Source organism: Bartonella sp. OT172YNZD (genome assembly GCF_042193725.1).
Lineage (GTDB): Bacteria > Pseudomonadota > Alphaproteobacteria > Rhizobiales > Rhizobiaceae > Bartonella > Bartonella grahamii_A.
The window spans coordinates 97,366-117,341 of record NZ_JBHILZ010000005.1 but is presented as its reverse complement, the minus strand read 5'-3'; the positions used below and the strand labels follow the sequence as shown (position 1 = coordinate 117,341).

Here is a 19,976-nt window from a genome sequence, read left to right as displayed (position 1 = left end):
GAAATATCGAGGGATAAAAATGACCACTGTTCATGATTTTATTGACAACGAGATTAAAACAAACGACGTCATTTTATTCATGAAAGGAACGCCTGACGCTCCGCAATGCGGATTTTCAGGACAAGTTGTTCAAATCCTTGACTATTTAGGATTGAATTATAAAGGAATTAATATCTTAAATTCTAACGAATTGCGTCAAGGGATTAAAGATTACTCAAATTGGCCAACAATTCCACAGCTTTATATCAAAGGTGAATTTATCGGAGGCTGTGATATTGTTAAAGAGATGTTTCAAAACAATGAGTTACAGGAACTTTTAAAAGAGAAAAATATTCCCTGTAATCAATCATAGGTATCTTTCATTTTATTCAGACTCTTTAAAAGAGCTGTTTTCAGACGAAATTTTTATTTCAAGGATGCCATATGTCATATTCAGTCGATGAACAAACGCATAGTGATGCGATTAAGAACAAAATTGGCTATAAAGAATTTGTTATTCTTATTGCTTCGCTTATGGCTATTAACGCTATAGCTGTTGATATTATGCTGCCAGCTATGCCTAATATTTTAGACGGCTTAAATGTTCTCAATGAAAATGATCAACATTATATCATTTCAAGTTATCTTATTAGCTATGGTATTGCTCAAATATTTTTCGGTCCAATAAGCGATAGATATGGACGACGTAAACTTATTCTTCTCGGGCTTGCTTTTTATTCATTTACAGCGATTGGCTGTGCCTTTGTAACTGATTTTTATCTCTTACTTATTTTGCGTATCTTGCAAGGTATTGGAGGAGCTGCTATGCGGGTTCTTACAGTTTCCGTCGTACGTGATCTTTACAGCGGTCGAAAAATGGCAGAAGTTATGTCTATTGTTATGATGGTTTTTCTTGTTGCGCCAATGATTGGTCCCGCAACAGGACAGATCATTTTACTGCTCGGCCATTGGCAATATATTTTTATTTTCATGGCAATGATTGGTTTCGGGTTGATGATTTGGATTCAATTCCGCTTGCCTGAAACTCTTTATGCGCAACGCTCTCTTTCCTTTTCTTCAGTCAAACATAATTTATGGATTGTAATAACCAATCGCACAACACTTTGCTATACACTAGCAACTTCCATTATTTTAGGCTGTATCTTTACCGCTGTTAATACATCACAACAAACGTATGAAGGGATCTATAATCTAGGACTTTGGTTCCCTATTGCCTTTGCAATTGGTGCTGCATTTCAGGCTTTCTCATCATTCATGAATTCTCAACTCGTTGGACGCCTTGGAATGCGGCGAATTGCTCATACTATGCTTTTGCTCTTCTGTATCACTTCATGTGTATGGTTTATTGGCTCTATCTTAACAGATGGTATTCTTCCTTTTGCTTTTTACATGCTATTATTCTGTATACTGATGTTTGCCTGCGGTGGCATTATGGCCAATTTCAATACACTCGCTCTCGAATCTGTGGGAGAAATTGCTGGAACAGCTTCTTCTGTATCTGGCTTTCTTCAAACATCTATTGGTGCAGGACTTAGCTTTTTTATTGCCCAACAATTTGATGAGACAACCATCCCAAACTCAGCAGGATTTTTCTTTCTGAGTCTCACTGCCATACTTCTCGTCTTATGGGCTGAACGTGGTCATCTTTTTAGGCAATATCATAGTAATCCTAACGAATAAGTATTACTACAAAAGATCAATAACATCTCTTCTGAAAAATAAGGAGATAAACCTATCAGACAAAATAAAGCATCTCAAAATAGAACGCTCTTGTGTTAAATATTCACATTGTTTGTTTAAAGGTACAGCTCTCAAAATATCAAATCATTTCACGACAGCACCCATAAATGGTATAATGTTAAAAAAACATACCTATTGTTACAACAACTCTTGTATGTGAAACAGTTTATTAAAAAAATATTTTTATTCTTTTATTCAATATTTTTTATACAGACGGACTAGTCTCTCATCTCATAACAAGCAAACAAACAATTTTGATTGATTTAACCTGAACAAGATCGAAATAAGAAAAAACTCACGCTTTAGTTTTTTCTTTCAATAAAAAAATAAATTATCATTATAAATTAATATCTTACACAATCGTAAAACCATAGGAAATTTTCTCATTTATAAATACATTTAATTAATAAATTTTCCTGATTTTGGAAATCCTTTTGGAACCAAACGCCCGACACCTGCACGCGTTCCAATCCATTCAACGAGATCATCCGCCTGACGGTTAAAAATTCGTTCAGCTGTATCTTGCCAACTTAAACCTTCTAATAAATTAAAAGTCTTGGCATCAACAACACCACCTTCTTTATAACGCTGTAAACGAACACCTTTACCGCGATTCATTTCTGGTATTTGTTCAATAGAAAAAATAAGCATTTTACGGTTTTCACCAACCACTGCAACATGATCACCATTTACTTGAACACATAGCTTTAGCTTATCAGGGGCTTTTACATTCATCACTTGCTTTCCTTTTCGTGTATTGGCGATCACTTCTGCAGAAGAAACAATAAAACCATTACCGTAAGATGAAACCAAGAGAAATTTTTCCTCTGCGTGATGCACAAAAGCTGTAAGAACATCGTGCTCATCATCCATATCAACTAAAATACGAATAGGTTCACCATGTCCCCGCCCTCCAGGCAAACTATTTGCACCAATAGCAAAAAACTTCCCCCCTGTACTTATCAACAAAATCTTGTCGGTCGTAAATGCTGGAAATGCTAACTTTAAACTGTCTCCTTCTTTAAAAGAAAGTGCTTTATAATCGTTCAAATGTCCCTTCAAAGCACGCATCCATCCTTTTTCAGAAATAACAATAGTAATCGGTTCTTTTTCGATCATCGCTTGTTGAATATCATCAAGATCATGTCTAGGTGCCTCTTCAAATGTCGTACGTCTTTTCCCTAAAAGTGTTTCAGGACCAAAAGTGTTTCGAACTTTTTTGATTTCTTCTGAAATTATTTTCCATTGTTTTATAGGAGAAGCTAACAAATTCTGTAGCTTTTCTTTTTCAGCTTTTAAATTTTCAAATTCTTTACGAATTTCAAATTCCTCAAGCTTACGCAAAGAACGCAAGCGCATATTAAGGATAGCTTCAGCTTGATTTTCTGTTAATTCAAAACAACTGATCAGCTGCTTTTTAGGTTCATCCTCTTCACGAATAATCTGAATAACCTCATCGAGATTTAAATAGGCAATAAGATATCCATGAAGAATTTCTAATCGACAATCAATTTGATCAAGCCGATAATGAGAGCGGCGAATAAGGACTTCTTGACGATGTTCAAGCCATTGCTGTAAACTCTCACGCAAAGAGAGAACATTGGGTATTTTTCCCAAAGACAAAACATTCAGATTAAGGGGAAATCTTACTTCAAAATCAGTCAATTTAAAAAGAGACTCCATAAGGAGCTCAGGATCAACCGTACGATTTTTAGGAACCAGCACGATTCTGATATCTTCTGCGGATTCATCTCGGATATCTTCAAGCATTGGTAATCGCCGTGCAAGCAAAAACTCTGCTGTTTTTTCAATAAGACGTGACTTTTGAATCTGATAGGGAATTTCAGTCACAACAATCACATAAGAGCCACGACTACCAGATTCCTGATGCCAACGTGAACGCAAGCGAAAGAATCCACGCCCAACCCGATAGGATTCCTCAATACTTTTTTTAGGCTCAACTAAAATTCCCCCTGTCGGAAAATCAGGACCAAGAACGAATTGATTTAATTCCTCATCATTTACATCGGGGTGCGCAATCAAATGAAGCGCTGCATCACAAAGCTCAGCAACATTATGGGGTGGAATAGACGTTGCCATACCAACAGCAATACCAGAAGAACCATTTGCTAAAAGATTAGGGAAAGCTCCTGGTAAAACAACCGGCTCTTCATCTTCCTCATTATAGGTTAAACGAAAATCAATAGCATTCTCATTAATTCCTTCAAGTAACAATGCAGCCACTTCAGTCATACGTGCTTCCGTATAACGCATAGCAGCAGCATTATCACCATCAATATTACCAAAATTGCCTTGCCCATCAACCAACGGATAACGAACAGCAAAACTTTGAGCCAAGCGCACCAAAGCATCATAAATAGAGGCATCCCCATGAGGATGAAATTTTCCCATGACATCACCGACAATCCGGGCACATTTCGCATAAGACTGTCCAGGATTTAGTTTGAGAAGACGCATCGCATGAACAATCCGCCGGTGGACAGGCTTCAATCCATCACGTACATCAGGCAATGCACGGTGTGTAATCGTAGAAAGTGCATAAGCCAAATAACGTTCCTGTAAAGCAGAACGTAATTCTATTGGTTCAATATGTTCTTTATCAAAAGGTAATTTCATTTTATCAGACATAGTATTAAAACAACAATTCCCACAATAATAAGAAATTATTTTATAGGATTTATTTAATGAAATATTCTATGAGTCGACTTTTTTATTAAAAGTCAATTACATAAAAACAAACGCTGCAATTAGAACATGAACAGAAAATTATATCAATTTGAAAAATTTATACATGTCCTTTCCCCTTGTTTTAAGTAATTTATTGAAAGCTTTATCAAATCCGACAATAATTTAACGGCTCACAAAGAGTTATTTCATCCTTTTTGGAATGACAAAAGCACCTTTCAAACATCATCTTTTATTATAAAGATAAATTGTATAACAACCCCATTTAGTTTTTCTATGAAAAACTAAAAAAATATTCAAAGCTTATAAAATTTAAACTTTTCAGAGTAAGTCTATAGAACAGAAAACCGCATTATTCTCATAAAAACGAAGAGACACAATTCTCTGCTACAACGTTTTAAAAACTTCAATAAAAATAAATAATATATTGACGTATAAAGATAATTCATTTTTTTTCAACTAAAATGAGGCTCCCGAAAATTATAGAATTCTCTCATATCTAAGTTATTCATGATAAATCAATCACAATCATTTCCTCACCTATTACTAGAGGAAGAGCCACTATAGAAACAAGGAATAAAAATGCCTCGTAAAGAATCAACACAATAGCGTTTTTGCCTATATAAATTTCACAAACAGCACACACACACCAATGCTCTTGAGAGGCATTAAAACTTCACTCTACGTAAGAAAGATGAAAACAATCCATAATCAACTTTATGAGCTATTTTTGTGAGTAGGAGCCATGCGGATTCCTAAATCACGTAATTGTGTAGGAGAAACATCAGACGGAGCACTCATCAAAAGATCAAGCGCCTGTTGATTCATAGGAAATAAAGCAACTTCACGCAAATTTTTAACACCTTGCAACAGCATAATGATGCGGTCAATTCCTGCAGCCATACCACCATGTGGCGGAGCTCCATAATGAAATGCACGATAAAGAGCACCGAAACGATCTTTCACAACTTCCTTAGAAAGTCCTACAAGTTCAAAAACTTTAAGCATCATTTCTGGTAAATGATTACGAATTCCACCTGATGCAATTTCATAACCATTGCAAACAAGATCGTATTGAAAAGCTTTAAGAGTAAGAGGATCTTGACAGGCAAGAGCATTTTCTCCCCCTTGAGGCATGGAAAAAGGATTATGTGCAAAATCAATCTTTTTCTCATCTTCATTCCATTCAAAAAATGGAAAATCAACAATCCACGCCAAAGAAAAACTCTCTCTATCGAGAAGATTTAATTCTTCCCCTACCCGTGTACGGGCTGCTCCAGCAAAAGATGCGAATTTTTTTGGATCTCCAGCCACAAAAAAACAGGCATCACCACTTTCAAGTCCAAGCTGTATACGAAGCGCTTCAACTCGCTGTTGACCAATATTTTTGGCGATAGGCCCTGCTCCTTCAAATTTTCCTTTTTCTTCACGCCAAAAAATATAACCGAGTCCTGGTTGCCCCTCGCCTTGTGCCCATACATTCATACGATCACAAAAAGCACGACTTCCACCCGTTTTAGCCGGAATAGCCCACACTTGTGCATTCTCATCATTCGCCAAAATTTGAGCAAAGACTTTGAAACCAGAATTATAAAAATGTTGAGAAACATCTTCCATAATGATCGGATTACGTAGATCAGGTTTATCAGAACCATATTTTTGCATTGCTTCATCATAGGAAATGCGAGGAAAACTTTGTGTCACAGTTTTTCCATCTGCAAATTCTTCAAAAATAGAACGCATAATAGATTCCATAGTTGCTAAAACATCTTCTTGCTCAACAAAACTCATTTCAACATCTAATTGATAAAATTCACCAGGAAGACGGTCGGACCTTGGATCTTCATCTCTAAAACATGGAGCAATCTGAAAATAACGATCAAAACCTGACATCATCAACAACTGTTTATATTGCTGTGGTGCTTGCGGTAGTGCATAAAATTTTCCCTGATGAACACGACTTGGAACCAAAAAATCACGTGCTCCTTCCGGCGATGAAGCTGTCAAAAGTGGCGTCGTAAATTCCGTAAAACCATTATTTTGCATAGTCCGTCTCATAGCCGCAATAATTTCAGTTCGACGCATGATATTTTTGTGCATAGTCTCCCGACGCAAATCAAGAAAACGATATTTTAATCGAATATCTTCTGGATAATCAGGCTCACCAAAAACCGGTAAAGGAAGTTCATCAGATTTTGAAAGAATTTCTACCTCTTGTGCAAAAATTTCAATCTCACCTGTTGGAAGCGTTGCATTAATAACCTCATCAGAACGTGCACATACCTCTCCATCCACACGAATAACCCATTCAGAACGCACTTTTTCAATAACTCTAAAAGCAGGCGAAGCAGGGTTAGCAACAATTTGTGTGATTCCAAAATGATCACGTAAATCCACAAAAAGAATTCCTCCATGATCACGAACACGATGAACCCATCCTGAAAGACGGACTTGTGCTCCTACATCACATCTACGAAGAGCCGCACAATGATGACTGCGATAACGGTGCATGTTTTTTGCCTTTGATTATAATATTCACATGCGCTACAAACGCTTTTTAATAACCATTTGTCAAGATATGAGAATAAAAACTCAAAAATAAAGTCAATAAAGGACAAATTTAATTTATCGAATTATAATAAAATGATGAATCTTATTACACAAACAACAGATCTTGAAATTGCACTTACAGCTCTACGTACCTCTGATTTTGTAACAGTAGATACTGAGTTTATCCGCGAAACAACTTTTTGGCCTCAACTGTGTTTAATCCAGCTGGCATCACCAGATGTCACAATTTTGATTGATCCCATAGCACCAGATATTGATTTACAGCCTTTTTTTGACCTTATGATCGATAAAAAAGTTGTAAAAGTTTTTCATGCTGCGCGCCAAGATATTGAAACAATTTATCATCTTGGAGGTGTTATTCCTTCCCCTCTCTTTGATACGCAAATAGCAGGATCAATTTGTGGATTTGGTGATTCTATCTCCTACGATCAAATTGTACAACGCTGCACGGGGCATCATCTTGATAAATCCTCCCGCTTTACAGACTGGAGTTGCCGACCTTTGTCTGAAAAACAACTGCTCTATGCACTTGCCGATGTAACCTATCTAAGAGATGTTTACCTGTTATTGAAAAAAAGGTTAGAAAAAAATCAACGTGCTCACTGGATGGATGATGAAATAACAATCCTTTTAAATCCTAAAACCTATGATATGCCAGAAGATGAAGCATGGAAAAAAGTGAAAGGTCAAATTAAAAAGCCACGTGAACTTGCTATATTACAAAAGATAGCAGCTTGGCGTGAACGTGAAGCACGAAGATACAATATGCCACGTCGTCATATCATAAAAGATGAATGTCTTATAGAAATAGCAACCCAACAACCAAAAGATGAATCTGCATTAAAACGATTGCGCAGTCTTAATAAGAATTGGGATAAACTCTCAATTGCTCAATCATTAATTAAAGCTGTCCACGAAGGCTTAGAGGTGGATCTTTCTACTTTACCCCCCATTCCTAAACATAATCCACTCAATGATACGACTGCCGCTGTTATCGATTTGCTCAAAGTGTTATTAAAAATTGTTGCAAATGAAAACAGCATTGCCCCTAAAATTATTGCAACATCTAATGATTTAGAAAAAATTGCCAATGGAGGAATAAAGAAAAATATTCCCGCTATGAATGGCTGGCGCTATGAAATATTTGGTCAAAAAGCCGAACAACTGCTAAAGGGCCAGATAGGGTTTTACTTTAACAATGGAAAAATAAGCACAAAACAGCTTTAATTTACATTTTCATTTTTAAAAATCCATTACGCTACTTATTATCTATATCAATTGGTATGCCCTATAAGCCAACGCAAATAGGATAAATAAAGCCTACTTCTGACAAAGTTAAAAACTTAAATAGTAAACTCTTATTAAAAATGACAGCTAAATCTTTATCCGGTCAATAAAATAGCAATCTTATTTAAAAAAAATCTAAAAAAACAGACAGCTCCTCATTTAAAAGTTTTAAAAAGAAAAAGTTCTTATAATAAAAGCGCATTCATTACAAAAATAGCAGCCTAGCAATAGGAACAAACAAAGATATAATGCCTCACGTCACTATATCGTATTAAAAAACTACCGAGATTCCAATCTAACAATCAAAAACGAACCAGCATAACAACTAAAATACCTAAAAAGGTAAGATACTGATTTATAAAGATAATTCTTTGTTTTGCGTGTTGAATGAGAGTCCCGAATAACATAAGATTCTCTCATTTCAAACTTGTTTATCTTGAATCAACCAAAACCATTCTCTTACACACCACAAACGGGGCTGGCTTGTGGGTCAAACTCTATAAGAAAGGAATAAAAATGGTTCTTATGAATCGTCTTAATGCAAGGTCTGTCACAACATTGGGAGCTAGAAAATATAATGATGGTACCCGGGCTTGCTTCTCTACAAACGTAAAGATAGTGGTGCTCAATGGCTTTATCGTTATACCATTCATGGTCGGAGTCGCGAAATGGGCTTGGGTGCCTTAAAAAACATCTCTTTAAAAAAAGCACGTAAATGTGCAAATCAATGGCGTTCTGTTTTACATGATGGCATGACCCCATTAAAGAACGCGATAAACAAAAGCGTGAATCAATGCGTAATCTTCATGATTAAAAAAACATTGCTTTAGATGCTTTTGAAAATCGTAAAGCTGAATTAAAAAGAGATAGTAAAGCTTGTGATTGATTTTTACCATTACGCCTTTATATTCTCCCCAATTAGGTTGTCTGCCTGTTTCAGAGATTACGCAAACAGAAATATGCAATACCCTCGCTCCCATTTGGCATACAAAAGCTGCAACAGCAAAGAAAGCACTTGAACCGTCTTACTCTTTGTCTTAAACATGCTTCTGCCTTAGATTTAAATGTTGATTTACAAGCAACAGAAAAAGCACACGCTCTTTTAGGAAAACAACGTCATAAAATCCTCAATAGACCGGCTATGGATTGGAGAAACGTGCCGGGTTTTTATAAAACACTTTGCCAAACAACAATCATAACGCAATTGGCTTTACTTTTTCTTATTCTTACAAGGGTTCGTACCAATCCCTTGTGTCACATTCGTGAAGATCAGATTGATGGTGATGTATAGACCATCTTTGCTGAAAATATGAAAGGAAAGCGTGATGATACAACAGAATTTCGCGTGCCCTTATCAACAGAGACATTAGAAATTATTAAAATAAGCGCGCTTGCTTTCTCGCAATAATTTTTTCTGCAACCGGTCGTAACCCCTTAGTGAGAAAGGTATGTCAAGTATATGAGAAAAAATAAACTTGATGCCTGTCCCTATAGCTTTCGCTCTAGTTTACACAATTGGCTCGCTGAAACAACGATGCCCCCTATGAGCTCGCTGAAACCATTCTAAGTTATACAATAGGAAGACGAGTAGAGCGTACTTATCGTCGGACAGACTATCTAGAACAGCGCCGTGTCTATATAGATAAATGGGCGGCTTATGTCACTAGTCAAAGTTAACAGATGGGATACATAACCCCATTATTTATGGATAACTTTCTCTCTCTTTTCTCTCATATCGTCTCAATAAAAATTATAAATAATCACATCAGAAATTATATGATAAGATATTGTTTTTATAGATTAAATAACTTTAAAAGGATTCAAAAATATGGTTAATAAATGCTTATGATTTGTTTTTATATTTATAGTGAAAGTATTTTATAATGACAGAAAATGATATTCTTTTGACAGACCGCAAAAGTGCAAAACTGCTTCATATAAGTGTTTCAACATTCCAGCGTCATGTAACCAATAAATCTCTCTTAAAACCTTTAAAATTTGTTTTTTATCGCGTTAGTTACAATCAGATCTTATCAATGTCATCGAACAAGCAAAACAGCAACGTCAAAGTGACGCCACATAAAAAGAAAACCTTGTCACGTAAGGATAGACAAGGCTTTTCATTTTCACACGAAGCTTATGAAGTGCAAAATCCCTCCTATGACGCAAGTAACAGGATAAAAAATTATGTTTTCTTTTACGAATGCTCAGGGCATTACAAAAACTTTGCATGGGATCTGGCATAGGCGTTATGGAACAACCCGTTGTTCAGCTCATGATGACAGGTTGCCTAGTTTATCCCTTATCAATGGCACCATTAATAAGACATAAAACCTGAATAAATCAGGAAAAAAATCAAAAAATTTCAAACGCGAGAGGTTGTTTTATTATTTTTGATAACTTCTTTAATCTTCCAAGAGGGCGTTCCCCTAACAACCCAGCGTAATTCTTTGGGATCTGCAAAATAATATGATCTGCTTTTTTATGCCACAATAAATGAGGTAAAATACCTGCAACAGAAGCACTAAAAAGATGAGCAATACGCATAGTTTCGCCAAGAATACGTGCCTTTTCAATTATATTTTGAGTTGCTAATTGAAAAATGGGAAGAGATTCTTTATCAACCAATAAACTCGTATTGCGAAAAAAAACAGCAAGCGCCGCATAAAGGCGCCCTTCATGAGAAATTCCTGGATAAGATCCTAAAGCTATTTGATTTGCTGCTTCATTGCCTCGATAATCTGGATGTATACGCCAACCAATATCCGCAAGAAGACAAGCGGCTTGACGATAGCGGCATTCATTTTCAGTTTCTGAAATTCCAAAAACTTCAAAAGCATTCGTCGTAAAATCAATGAGTTCTTCTGCTTGTTTTGGTGAACGTGCTCGTAAAATAGCCATTTCTGTGCATGCTGCAATGAGAGGATCTGAAAGCCGAATCGCCTGCGGCAATCGTGAATAAAGAAAACCTTCACGAACACCAGCACCAGAAAAAATTATCTTTTCAAACTCCATATACTGAATGAGTTCAATAAGAACTATTGCCCCATAAGATAAAAGTTTTTGACGATTCTGAGAAACCGCTGCAATCCCTCTCATATTATCAATATTGCCACGTGCTACAAGACATAAAAAGTGTTCCATTTCAACGGCTTCAACTTCATAGCCATGCATAACAGGGAGCCGATAGTTTTTCATTGCCATATGGAGTTTTGCCAAATTACGCCATGTCCCTCCTACTGCATAAAAATAACGTGCTATACCTTTACGAGTACGAACAACAGACGATTTATAAAGTTGCTCATGTACAATTTTTGTAGCTACAGCACTATCATTATTTGACATATACTGTAGCCTTAAACCACCCAATGGGAGAGTTATCCCTTCACCAACATCAGAATGATCAATATCAATCAGCTCAAGACTTCCACCACCAAGATCCCCAGAAATACCTTTTGGTTGATAAAAAGTAGAAACAACTCCATATGCTGAATACATAGCTTCTTCACTTCCTGAAAGAAGATATATTTTATTTTGCAAAATATCTTCAGCATGCTGAATAAATGCTACGCCATTCTTTGCATCTCGGGCTGCTGCTGTTGCTAAAGTATAGACCTCATCTGCCCCAATCTGTCGACAAAGCGTACGAAACCGTTTCAGTGTTTGCAATGCCATTTTCATCGATTTTTCTTCTAAAAATCCCGTTTTTGCCACACCACGACCGAGACCACAAAGAATCTTTTCATTAAACAAAACTGTTGGTGACCGAACGAGCCCCTCATAAATAACCAACCGAACAGAATTTGAGCCAATGTCAATAACAGCAACAGGCTTACGCCCTTTTAACCGACCTTGAGCATCTCTATATGTCATTGGATTTTAGTCTTTATGTATTTCGGCTTGTTGCCGATGCAACGCAACCAAGCGCGAAACAGAAGATTCAAAAGACTCTTTTCTCCCCGCAAAACTTGTATTGGCCATAAAATACTCCTGCGCATTAAACAGACTTTCATCTTCTTGCGGTGTGATACGTTTTGATGTTCCATCCTTAAGTATATCAAAGCTTTGTTGATTATCAATGATATTAGCCAACATAATCTGTAAAAGAATTTTTTGACGCACTATTTTATTAAAAACTGGAACCAATATTTCAATACGATAGTCTAGATTACGAGGCATCATATCAGCAGAGCCTAAGTAAACAAGTGCATTTTCATTAGGCAAATCTTGACCATTCCCAAAACAAAAAATGCGACTATGTTCAAGAAAACGCCCAACAATTGATTTTACACGAATATTATCCGAAATTCCTAGAATACGAGGACGTAAACAACATATCCCCCGCACAACCAAATCAATTTGCACCCCTGCTTGACTGGCACGATATAAAGCATCAATAATTTCAGGATCAACCAATGCATTAACTTTCATCCAAATAGCAGCAAACCTTCCCTGTTGTGCATGAACAATTTCTCCTTCAATATGCTGAAGAATACGACCACGCAATGTTAAGGGTGAAAAAGCAATCTTCATTGTTTCATTTGGACGCTCATATTGCGCAATATAATTGAACAATAACGCAACATCATGAGCGATATCATCATCCGTGGAAAAAAAAGAAAGATCCGTATAAGTTTTAGCGTTAATGGGATGATAATTTCCTGTTCCAAGATGAACATAAGAGCAAAGACGTTTTCCCTCACGTCTCACAACCAACGACATTTTAGCATGAGTTTTTAATGCAATAAAACCAAAAATAACTTGAACCCCAGCACATTCAAGATCCCGTGCCCAACGAATATTTGCTTCCTCATCAAAACGTGCTTTAAGTTCTACCAAAGCAGTCACAGACTTTCCCTGTTCAGCTGCTTCAATCAAAGCACCAACAATTGGACTATCATTTGATGTACGATAAAGTGTTTGTTTGATTTCCACAACATCAGGATCGTAAGCAGCTTGACGTAAAAATTGGACAACAACATCAAATGTCTCATAGGGGTGATGAATCACAATATCATTTGCACGAATAGCTGCAAAACAATCCCCTTTATGTTCACGAATACATTCTGGAATACGAGAAATATAAGGAATAAATTTGAGATCATCACGGGGGATAGAAACAATTTCTGATACCATATTAAGCGCTAAAAATCCATCAAGAACATTAATACAATTATCAGGAACAGCAAGACTATTCGCTATAAATTGGCGTAAACTCTCTGGCATTTTTGCGTCAAATTCAACTCGAATAACCTGCCCACGGCGCCGCCTTTTGAGAGCAGTCTCAAAAAAATGAACTAGATCCTCAGCTTCTTCTTCTACTTCAATATCACTATCTCGGATTACTCTAAATGTACCAATTCCTTTAACCTCATAGTTAGGAAATACATATTTAATAAAAAGGCAAATAACATCTTCAGATGCAATAAAACGAAAATGATTTCCCTCTTGAGGAAGAAGAATAAAACGCCTCAAAAGCATTGAAATAGACAACAACACTGCGCGTGAATTCTGATCAGTTTCTTCAGACAATTGAAGCGCAATAGAAAGCCCTAAATTAGGAATAAATGGAAAAGAATGAGTAGAATCAACAGGCAAAGGTTTTAAAACAGGAAAAATTGTCTCAAGAAAATATTTTTCAAGCCATGATTTTTCAATTTCTGAAAGATCATCAGAACAAATAATTTCAATATCATTCTTCTTTAATTCATCACGTAAAACATTCAATTCTCGTAGTTGGTGAGCCTGCAGCTTTGAAATCTCAGCTAATACAATATCAAGTTGTTCCTGTGGAGTGTGCCCATCTGCACTGCACGCTGTAACGCGAGCACGAATTTGAGCTGCTAGTCCTGCAACACGAACCATAAAAAACTCATCAAGATTTGCAGCTGAAATAGAAAGAAATTGTAGACGTTCTAATAAAGGATGTTTCGAATTAGCCGCTTCCATCAAAACACGATTATTAAATTGTAGCCATGAAAACTCTCGATTAATAAACCGTAACGGATTTTTCATTGTTATATTCGATATAGAAATTTTATCTACCACCCTCTGTTCCATATATCCTAAATAATTTTCTTTTATATTTTCTAAAATCCTTGACGAAATATCTCACATAACATTTTATAATATGTTATTATCATAATAATATATCAATGCCTAACTTTCCTCATCATGTTTCCATTTAATATTTAAAAATACTTGAAACTATTTCTATGCGCAAAGCGCTAACAACATGACAATTATTCTAATATAGCATAAAAGAGGGGAATTTTGTCTTAAAAAGTAGCTTGCATTATTATAAGCTTTATTACAAACTCATGCCCATAAAACAGAAGAGCCTAATTATAGCTGATGAGACAATTTATTCTGGAGTTTGTATGCCATGGCTGATCACAACATTCCCCATTTCCAAAATGACCTTGGATATAAAACAATCGAAATTGGTGTGAAAGAATTTATGTGTGTAGGCGCTACACAACCATTCGATCATCCTCATATCTTTATCGACATGGGAGCAGCAGATGAGAAAATTTGCCCTTACTGCTCAACCCTTTATCGTTATGTACCCTCGCTATCATACGATCAAACAAACCCAACAGGATGTTTATATCATCCAGAAAAGCTATTATAATCGCGTTTTTGGGCTTTCTTAATAACCACTCTTTTAATTCTGCTTGTTTAATATGAAATTATTTGTGAACCAATCTCCCATCATTGTTGGAGGAGGAATTGCTGGTTTAAGCACCGCTTTAGCACTCGCTCATAAAGGAATTGCAAGCACCATTATCGAAAAGTGTAAGCAACTTGAAACAATAGGCGCTGGTATTCAACTGACACCAAATGCAACATCTATTCTTGCTCGCTGGGAACTTCTTAACAAACTCACTGAAGTCGCGACAATCCCACATTTTCTTGAGTTAAAAGATGGATTATCTTTAAAAATACATCTACAGGCTCATCTTATCAATCTAACAGAAAAATATTGGAAAGCCCCTTATATGACGATCCACCGCGCGGCTTTACAAAAAATTTTATATAATGCAGTGATTGAAAATCCTTTGATCAAATACAAAGCAGGCGAAACGATTGTATCTTCTACCCAATCTACAACCAACATTAAAATAACGACAATAAAAACAGATACAACAACAGAACAGCTTCATTCAACGCCCCTCCTGATCGGATGTGATGGAATTTGGTCAACATTACGGCGACAATCTCCTTTTCATGAAAGAGCAAATTTTAGTGGCTTTATTGCTTGGCGTGCAACAACAACATTTGATAATCTTCCTCAAAAATTTCGTTCTTCGTTGCAAAATATGAAGACAATTACAGCTTGGATGGGACCAAAAAACCATCTTGTTGTCTATCCCATTCAATCGTCAAAAAAAAATTTTAATTTTGTCGCCATTACGCATGGAGAAAATTCAAAAGAAGGATGGGCTCATAAAGGAGATAAAGAAAAACTCAAATCTCTTTTTAAAGGTTGGAATTCAAAAATCTTACAAATCTTTGATCATATCGATGAATGGAGCTATTGGCCACTCTTTCAAATGAAACAAAATCGTTTTATCGGCTTAGAGAGACAAGTATTTGTTGGCGATTGTGCACATGCAGCCTTACCTTTTGCAGCGCAAGGTGCCGCTATGGCAATCGAAGATGCTGCCACATTAGCAGAAGCACTTTCATTGAAAGATTTTTCATTAACGAAAGCACTTTCGCTTTACGAAACAACACGCACCCCCCGTATTGCAGCAGTAAAAAAACGCGCAGATTTCAATAGATTAGTCTATCACGCAACCGGTCCTATAGCAATTGCACGCAATCTCATGATGAAAATTCGTACACCAGAGAGCATTATGTCAGATCTCAATTGGCTTTACATGTATGATGCGATGAATTCCATAAAAAATAATGATAAAAACTTATAAAATTCTTCCAGTACTTTGAATATTACGAAAGAAAGAGATTTTTTGACTCTATGACACTAAAAAACTATCATAATTTACTCAAATAAAAGCAATGTTTTCCGAAACCTACAATCCGATTTTAAAAGCTCAATTTTTAGCTCTCCTAAAAGAAAAAACACCACTCAAAATCAGCTCCCATCTTTAATCTTTCTATTAACTCAATTCTACATCAACAACACCCTGAATTAATTTCATAGCATTTGCGACATGAGAATTTACCTTATATCGCTTAGGAAGCGCAATTTCGACTTCTCGCAATCCGCCCTCTTGAATTAAAATAAGCCCAACCTCTCCATTCCCCCCAAGATTTAAATTTTGTTCAATTTGTGGAAGCATATCAACTGTTTTTATAAAAAGACGCATCATTTTATGCTGTTTTAATGCTTCCTTTTCCAACGACTGAATTGTTTCAATTCGCAAACTAACTCCTTCAGAACGATTTTCTGCGCTCACCGTAATAATAAAAGATTTTCCGGGTTCTAGCATCTCTTCATAATCCGAGAGTGCCTCAGAAAAGAGAACTGCTTCATATTGTCCACTCGTATCAGAAAAATGAATAATTCCCATTTTTTTACCAGATTTTGTTTTGCGCACGTTTTTTGCCACAACAGTTCCAGCAAGTCGTGCGGCCGTTGCTCCTCCTTTAACGGCATTGGCAAAATTAACCCAAGTCTGAATGCGTTTTTTGTTGAGAATAGCTTGATACTCCTCCAATGGATGCGCAGAAAAGTAAAAACCTATAGCTTGAAATTCTCGATAAAGTTTCTCAGCCGGCAACCAAGGGGTTGTTTGCGATAAAATCAATGGTTCTTTTAATCCGCCTGCCATTCCAAATATATCAACCTGCCCGCTAGAATTGTCATCGAGAATACGAAGTGCCCGCGCATGAAGGGTTCCAAGATTAGCTAATAAAACCTCACGTGCAATGTTAAAACAATCAAAAGCACCAGCACAAACTAAACTTTCCATCGCACGCTTATTAACAATACGAGGATCAACACGCGCACAGAAATCTTCCAGATCCTTAAAAATCTTATTCCCACGACAAGAAACAATATGATCCACAACAGTTTCTCCCACACCTTTAATGGCAGCAAGAGAATAATAAATACAGTTATCACCAACCTCAAAAACACGATGAGATGTTTGTATAGAAGGTGCAATAACTTCAATACCCAGCCTTAATGCTTCACGCCGAAAATCATTAAGTTTATCTGTATTCGTCATATCATACGTCATTGAAGCTGCTAAAAATTCAACGGGATAGTTTGCTTTCATATAAGCTGTTTGGTAAGAAACAATTGCATAAGCAGCAGCGTGCGATTTATTAAAACCATAATCGGCAAATTTTGCTAAAAGATCAAAGATAATATCAGCTTGCTCTTTATCCACACCACCTGCAACAGCTCCATTGACAAAACGCGTACGCTGTTTTTGCATTTCAGCATGAATTTTTTTCCCCATAGCACGACGTAATAAATCGGCTTCTCCGAGCGAATAGCCAGCAAGCACCTGAGCAATCTGCATCACCTGTTCTTGATAGACAATAACACCTTGTGTTTCTTTGATCAGATGATCTATTTTAGGATGAATAGAAGCAATTTCCTCTTCCCCATGTTTGCGTGCATTATAGGTCGGAATATTCTCCATTGGACCTGGACGATAAAGTGCCACCAGCGCAATAATATCTTCAATACGGTCTGGCTTCATTCCAATCAACGCCTTGCGCATACCAGAACTTTCCACCTGAAACACGCCAACCGTTTCACCACGTGCCATCATAGCGTAGGTTGCTTCATCATTTAAAGGGATATTTGATAAATCTATTTTAATCCCCTTTCTGGCAACAAAATCAACTGCCATTTTCAAAACAGTAAGTGTTTTTAATCCAAGAAAATCAAATTTTACCAGCCCCGCCTGTTCAACATATTTCATATTAAATTGTGTAACAGGCATATCAGAACGAGGATCACGATACATCGGGACAAGCTCCCAAAGCGGACGATCTCCGATAACAATCCCAGCAGCATGAGTCGAAGCATGACGATAAAGTCCCTCCAACTGAAGTGCTATATCTAATGCGCGTCCAACAACGGGATCTTTTTTCTTTTCCTCTTCAAATTTCGGTTCATCCTTAATAGCATCAGCCAATTCTACCTGACTTCCTGGCGTAGCAGGAATTAATTTTGTAAGATAATCCACCTGACGATAAGGAACTTCTAAAACACGTCCCACATCACGCAAAACTGCCCGTGCCTGTAACTTACCAAAGGTAATAATTTGAGCAACTTGATCACGTCCATATTTTTTTTGAACATATTGAATAACTTCTTCGCGCCGCTCTTGACAAAAATCGATATCAAAATCTGGCATCGAAACACGATCTGGATTAAGAAAACGTTCAAAGAGAAGAGAAAATCGCAATGGATCAACATCAGTAATCGTCAATGCATAAGCAACAAGTGAACCAGCACCGGAACCCCGTCCTGGTCCAACGGGAATATCATGAACCTTTGCCCATTTTATGAAATCTGAAACGATAAGAAAATACCCAGAAAATTGCATACGCGTAATAACTGAAATTTCATAATCAAGCCGCTGCTCATAATCTGCAATCGTATACCCTTCAGCCAATCCAATTGTTTCAAGACGCATCTTCAAACCAGCTTTAGCCTGATTTAACAACTCACTATCTTCTACTTCCAAAGTAGTTTCTGAATTAGCAGATTGTTCTATAAAACGAGGCAATATCGGTTTTCGAAGAGGCGTGGCAATATGACAACGCAATGCAATTTCAACACTATTTTCTAAAGCTTCTGGAAGATCAGAAAACAGTGTAACCATTTCATCTTGTGATTTCAAATAATGATCTGGCGTCACACGATTGCGATCTGGATTAGAGACTATTTGTCCTTCTGAAACAGCCATTAGCGCATCATGCGCTTCATACCCTTCTCTTTTCAGAAAAAAGGCTTCATTTGTTGCAACAAGAGGAATTTCATGCGCATAAGCCAATTCAATAAGATCAGCTTCTACTCTCCGATCATAAGAGCCATGCCGTTGTAATTCCACATAAAGACGATCAGCAAAAAAATTTTTCAAATAAATTAAGCGCTCAACAGCATGTTCTTTTTTCTCTTCTGTCAAAGAAAGATTAATAGGTCCTCCCTTGCCTCCCGTTAAAACAATTATTCCTTCACTGTGTGCCGACAACCAATTAGCTTTAATATGAGGAGGATCAGTATCACATTTATCAAGATAAGCACGGCTAACAAGACGAACCAAATGAGCATAACCGGTTTCGCTAGCAGCCAACAGAACAATAGAGCAAAAATCAGAAGGATTACGCCATTTAGCCAAACGTGAATGATCATTTTCATCACAAAAATCAACAGTAAGCTGACAACCAATGATAGGTTGGATCCCATGAGAAAGACAATGCTGTGAAAATTCTAAAGCACCAAATAAATTATTGGTATCGGTAATAGCAACCGCTGGTGCATGATCTGAAATCGCCTGTTGAATAATTTGGGGGATTTTTAAAGCTCCTTCGAGCAAGGAATAAGCTGAATGCACTCTCAAATGAATAAAGCGAGGAAGAGAATTTTTATTCTCTTGCATTTTATTTTTATTTTTTACCACTCTCACAATTCCCCACTACAAAATAAATGCCAAACAGCACCCCTTATAAAAAAACTT

Annotated in this window: 11 protein-coding genes and 2 pseudogenes; 8 read left to right on the top strand and 5 right to left on the bottom strand. The window is 36.7% G+C overall.

All coding sequences use genetic code 11. The features are described from left to right. Positions 1-19: 19 nt before the first annotated feature. Both grxD and ACFIJS_RS03390 read left to right on the top strand, forming a co-directional pair. Positions 20-352, top strand: a complete 333-nt coding sequence (gene grxD, locus ACFIJS_RS03395; protein ID WP_375649944.1) for a Grx4 family monothiol glutaredoxin — start codon at positions 20-22, stop codon at positions 350-352. 71 nt (positions 353-423) lie between these two features. Continuing rightward, positions 424-1,680 carry a multidrug effflux MFS transporter gene (locus ACFIJS_RS03390; protein ID WP_375649942.1) on the top strand — a complete coding sequence of 419 codons (1,257 nt, stop codon included), beginning with the start codon at positions 424-426 and terminating at the stop codon, positions 1,678-1,680. Between the two features lie 459 nt (positions 1,681-2,139). Here the strand turns inward: ACFIJS_RS03390 and parC are convergent, their stop codons facing one another. Both parC and aspS read right to left on the bottom strand, forming a co-directional pair. After that, on the bottom strand, positions 2,140-4,389 hold the full coding sequence (parC, locus tag ACFIJS_RS03385) for a DNA topoisomerase IV subunit A (protein ID WP_375649939.1): 2,250 nt from the start codon (positions 4,387-4,389) through the stop codon (positions 2,140-2,142). Between the two features lie 774 nt (positions 4,390-5,163). After that, entirely contained in the window at positions 5,164-6,957 is a 1,794-nt protein-coding gene (gene aspS, locus ACFIJS_RS03380) for an aspartate--tRNA ligase (RefSeq protein ID WP_375649937.1), read from the bottom strand. A gap of 132 nt (positions 6,958-7,089) precedes the next feature. On the opposite strand from aspS, the gene rnd reads away from it, so the two are divergent. From rnd to ACFIJS_RS03360, 4 genes and pseudogenes are all read left to right on the top strand, one after another. After that, positions 7,090-8,244, top strand: a complete 1,155-nt coding sequence (rnd, locus tag ACFIJS_RS03375; RefSeq protein WP_375649935.1) for a ribonuclease D — start codon at positions 7,090-7,092, stop codon at positions 8,242-8,244. Between the two features lie 576 nt (positions 8,245-8,820). Continuing rightward, positions 8,821-9,981 (top strand): annotated as a pseudogene (locus ACFIJS_RS03370) (tyrosine-type recombinase/integrase). A 206-nt stretch (positions 9,982-10,187) separates the two neighbouring features. Next, positions 10,188-10,387, top strand: a pseudogene (locus ACFIJS_RS03365) (DNA-binding protein). A 104-nt stretch (positions 10,388-10,491) separates the two neighbouring features. Then, positions 10,492-10,635, top strand: coding sequence for a hypothetical protein (locus ACFIJS_RS03360; protein ID WP_375649932.1), 144 nt, complete (start codon positions 10,492-10,494; stop codon positions 10,633-10,635). Between the two features lie 24 nt (positions 10,636-10,659). On the opposite strand, the gene ppx is transcribed toward ACFIJS_RS03360, so the two are convergent. Next, the gene (gene ppx, locus ACFIJS_RS03355; protein WP_375649930.1) at positions 10,660-12,177 is read right to left on the bottom strand and encodes an exopolyphosphatase; all 1,518 of its coding nucleotides are present in this window, start codon (positions 12,175-12,177) and stop codon (positions 10,660-10,662) included. Between the two features lie 6 nt (positions 12,178-12,183). Continuing rightward, a complete protein-coding gene (locus tag ACFIJS_RS03350) occupies positions 12,184-14,364 on the bottom strand; it encodes an RNA degradosome polyphosphate kinase (protein ID WP_375649928.1) in 2,181 nt (726 codons plus the stop codon). A 325-nt stretch (positions 14,365-14,689) separates the two neighbouring features. On the opposite strand from ACFIJS_RS03350, the gene ACFIJS_RS03345 reads away from it, so the two are divergent. Beyond that, a complete protein-coding gene (locus ACFIJS_RS03345; protein WP_375623967.1) occupies positions 14,690-14,938 on the top strand; it encodes a zinc-finger domain-containing protein in 249 nt (82 codons plus the stop codon). 52 nt (positions 14,939-14,990) lie between these two features. After that, entirely contained in the window at positions 14,991-16,238 is a 1,248-nt protein-coding gene (locus ACFIJS_RS03340; protein ID WP_375649925.1) for an FAD-binding protein, read from the top strand. Positions 16,239-16,430: 192 nt separating this feature from the next. Here ACFIJS_RS03340 and dnaE read toward each other — a convergent pair whose 3' ends face one another. Then, positions 16,431-19,898, bottom strand: a complete 3,468-nt coding sequence (gene dnaE, locus ACFIJS_RS03335; protein ID WP_375649990.1) for a DNA polymerase III subunit alpha — start codon at positions 19,896-19,898, stop codon at positions 16,431-16,433. Positions 19,899-19,976 lie beyond the last annotated feature (78 nt).